The sequence below is a fragment of the Stenotrophomonas sp. PS02301 genome, from assembly GCF_029959485.1.
GTDB classification, from domain to species: Bacteria; Pseudomonadota; Gammaproteobacteria; order Xanthomonadales; family Xanthomonadaceae; genus Stenotrophomonas; species Stenotrophomonas maltophilia_Z.
The window spans coordinates 1-3600 of sequence record NZ_JASCOO010000174.1; the positions used below are offsets into that span (position 1 = coordinate 1).

Sequence of the window (3600 nt, forward strand, 5' to 3'; positions counted from 1 at the left end):
GTGACGTTGAGCCCCCTTACGCTCCAGTAGCGCCGGCCGCTGGCCGGCTCCCCTCGAGGCCTGTCGCAGGCAGTGGCGAACGCGACCCGACAAAAAACGGCGGCGCTTTCGCGCCGCCGTTTTCGAGTGCATCCGCTGCCGGAGGTCAGCAGCAGCGTCCCCCGTTCTTGCCGCTGTAACGCGCCTCCTGGCGCTCGCGGAAGAACGTCTTGTAGTCCATCGGCACGCGGTCCGGATGCTTCTCCAGCACATGCCGGACGTAGTTGTCGTAGTCGGGAATGCCGCAGCACAGCCGTGCGGTCTGCACCAGGCGCCGCCAGATGCGGCGGTGGGCCTGGTACTGACCGGCGGGGACGAGTTCGGTACTCATCACAGGTCCGCCATCTGGTGCGGCTCAAGCGCCACGTACGGGGTTTCCTTGTCGGTGCGCTGCGGCGTGCGGCGGGCCATGAAGATGGTCTTGATCGCGTAGAACAGGATCGAGAACACCACGAACAGGAACAGCACGGTCAGGCCGGTGTTGACGTAGGCGTTGACCACGATCTGGTGCATCTGGCCGACGGTCTTGGCCGGGGCGGTCAGCGTGCCGCTGGCGATCGCATCCTGGTACTTGTGCGCCTGGGCCAGGAAGCCCTGCGCCGGGTTGCTGTCGAAGATCTTGATCAGGCCCGCATACGTGGTGCAGATCAGCAGCCACACGGCCGGCACGCCGGTCACCCAGGCGAAGCGGTCACGCTTCATCTTGAACAGCACCACCGTGCCGAGCATCAGCGCGATACCGGCCAGCATCTGGTTGGAGATGCCGAACAGCGGCCACAGCGTCTGGATGCCACCGAAGGGATCCACCACGCCGGTGTAGAGCAGGTAGCCCCACAGCGCCACGCAACCGGCGGTGGCGATGATGTTGGCGGTCCACGATTCGGTCTTCTTCAGGGCCGGGATGAAGTTGCCCAGCAGGTCCTGCAGCATGAAGCGACCGGCACGGGTACCGGCATCGACCGCGGTAAGGATGAACAGCGCTTCGAACAGGATCGCGAAGTGGTACCAGAACGCCATCATCGCGTTGCTGCCGCTCGGGATCGCCTCGTGCAGGATCTGCGCGATGCCCACCGCCAGCGTCGGTGCGCCACCGGCGCGGTGCAGGATGGTCGGCTCGCCGATTGCCGCGGCCGTGGCCTCCAGCTGCTCGGGGGTGATGATGAAGCCCCACGTATTGCTGATGTAGGCCGCAGCGGAGACCGCATCCGGGCCGATCACGGCGGCCGGTGCGTTCATGGCGAAGTAGATGCCCGGGTCGATGATCGAGGCGGCCACCAGTGCCATCACCGCGACGAACGATTCCATCAGCATGCCGCCGTAGCCGATGTAGCGCATGTGTCGCTCATTGGCGAGCAGCTTGGGCGTGGTACCCGAGGCGATCAGGGCATGGAAACCGGACACCGCGCCACAGGCGATGGTGATGAACAGGAACGGGAACATCCCGCCTTTCCAGACCGGGCCGTCGCCGCTGGCGGCGAACTGGGTCAGGGCCGGCATCTTCAGTTCCGGCATCACGATCAGGATGCCGATGGCCAGCGCCACGATGGTGCCGATCTTGAGGAAGGTGGACAGGTAATCGCGCGGGGCCAGCAGCAGCCACACCGGCAGCACCGAGGCCACGAAGCCGTAGCCGATCAGCATCCAGGTGATCTGGATGCCGGTGAAGGTGAAGGCCGGGCCCCAGACCGGATCGGCGGCGACCTTGCCACCGAACCAGATCGCGGCCAGCAGCAGGATCAGCCCGACCACGGATATCTCGCCGATCTTGCCCGGGCGGATGTAGCGCATGTACACGCCCATCAGGATCGCGATCGGCATGGTCGCGATGACCGTGAACATGCCCCACGGGCTTTCGGCCAGCGCCTTGACCACCACCATCGCCAGCACCGCCAGGATGATGATCATGATCAGGAAGGCACCGAACAAGGCGATGGTGCCGGGTACCGGCCCCATTTCCTCACGCACCAGGTCACCCAGCGAGCGGCCGTTGCGGCGGCTGGAGAGGAACAGGATCATGAAGTCCTGCACCGCGCCAGCCACGACCACGCCCACCACCAGCCAGAGCAGGCCGGGCAGGTAGCCCATCTGCGCGGCCAGCACCGGGCCGACCAGCGGGCCTGCACCGGCGATGGCGGCGAAGTGGTGGCCGAACAGCACGTGTTTGTTGGTCGGGACGTAATCCAGGCCGTCGTTGTTGATCACCGCGGGCGTGGCCCGGGTCGGATCGAGCTGCATCACCTTGTCGGCGATGAACAGGCTGTAGAAGCGATACGCGATGAGATAGATGGAGACCGCAGCGACGACGATCCACAGCGCATTGATGGGTTCACCGCGGCGCAGTGCGACGGTGCCTAGACAGAATGCGCCAAGCAGTGCGATGACTGCCCAACCCAGTTTCGAAAAACCTTTCATGAGATTGCGTCTCCCTGGAGATCGTCGTAAGAGTCCGCCTTGGCACCGACGCGGTCAATGCAATGGCGGGGGCTTGCCGCTAGTACTTTGGTCGTAGGGTGGGGGGGCGCGTGCCCGTGCACGTCATCGGAACATCACGCTTGGAACAATCGGTTGCGGGCATGACGGTTGGCCGGCGGGGCCGGCGAGGCCATCTTGTTGATCGATCACCGACCCTGGAGTCACCATGAGCAGCCCAACCCCGGTGCGCGTGCTGCGCACCATCCGTGGCATGGCCACCTCCGATGGCGCCGGCGTGCGCCTGACGCGGGTGATCGGTGGGCCGTCGCTGCCCGACCTGGACCCGTTCCTGCTGCTGGATGAATTCGGCACGGACCGCGCCGAGGACTACATCGCCGGCTTCCCCAGTCATCCGCACCGCGGGTTTGAAACCGTCACCTACATGCTCGACGGCCGCATGCGGCACAAGGACAACCACGGCAACGAGGGGTTGCTCACGCCGGGTAGCGTGCAATGGATGACGGCGGGCCGCGGCTTGATCCACTCGGAAATGCCCGAACAGGAATCGGGCCAGATGCGCGGCTTCCAGCTGTGGGTGAACCTGCCAGCGCGCGACAAGATGACGGACCCGAAGTACCAGGAGTTCGCACCGGACCATATTCCGGTCACCGCGCCGGCCGACGGCGTGCAGGTCAAGGTGATCGCCGGCCAGGTGGGTGACACCGTGGGGCCGATCGTGCAGCCGGCCACCGATCCGGTGTACCTGGACATCACCCTGGACGCGCGTGCGGACTGGCGCTACACGCTGCCGGAGGGCCACAACGCGTTTGCCTACGTGTTTGAAGGCGGGCTGGAGATCGGCGAGGGCGACGATGCGCGCCCGGTGGCCAGACAGGAAATGGCGGTGCTCGGCGGCGGTGAGCAGCTGACCCTGCGCGCGGGCGACACCGGTGCGCGCCTGATCCTGGTGGCCGGCCGCCCGCTGCGCGAGCCGGTCATGCGGCATGGGCCGTTCGTGATGAACACCAAGCAGGAGCTGATGCAGGCCTTCGTGGATTTCCAGGAAGGCCGCTTCTGAGGCACGTGGGCGCCGGCCGCTGGCCGGCCAGCGCATGACACCTGACGGTGCGGGAGGCGCCGGCCAGTGGC

At 66.1% G+C, this 3600-nt stretch carries 3 protein-coding genes; 1 reads left to right on the plus strand and 2 read right to left on the minus strand.

The annotated features are described in order from the left end of the window. Positions 1-145 precede the first annotated feature (145 nt). Complete coding sequence (locus tag QMX81_RS20615; RefSeq protein WP_019183464.1) at positions 146-370, minus strand: CstA-like transporter-associated (seleno)protein; 225 nt, start codon at positions 368-370, stop codon at positions 146-148. After that, the gene (locus QMX81_RS20620; RefSeq protein WP_121038787.1) at positions 370-2451 is read right to left on the minus strand and encodes a carbon starvation CstA family protein; all 2082 of its coding nucleotides are present in this window, start codon (positions 2449-2451) and stop codon (positions 370-372) included. The genes QMX81_RS20615 and QMX81_RS20620 overlap by 1 nt, the downstream gene beginning before the upstream one ends. Positions 2452-2677: 226 nt before the next feature. On the opposite strand from QMX81_RS20620, the gene QMX81_RS20625 reads away from it, so the two are divergent. Further along, positions 2678-3529, plus strand: coding sequence for a pirin family protein (locus tag QMX81_RS20625; protein ID WP_121038784.1), 852 nt, complete (start codon positions 2678-2680; stop codon positions 3527-3529). The last annotated feature ends 71 nt before the right edge of the window (positions 3530-3600 follow it).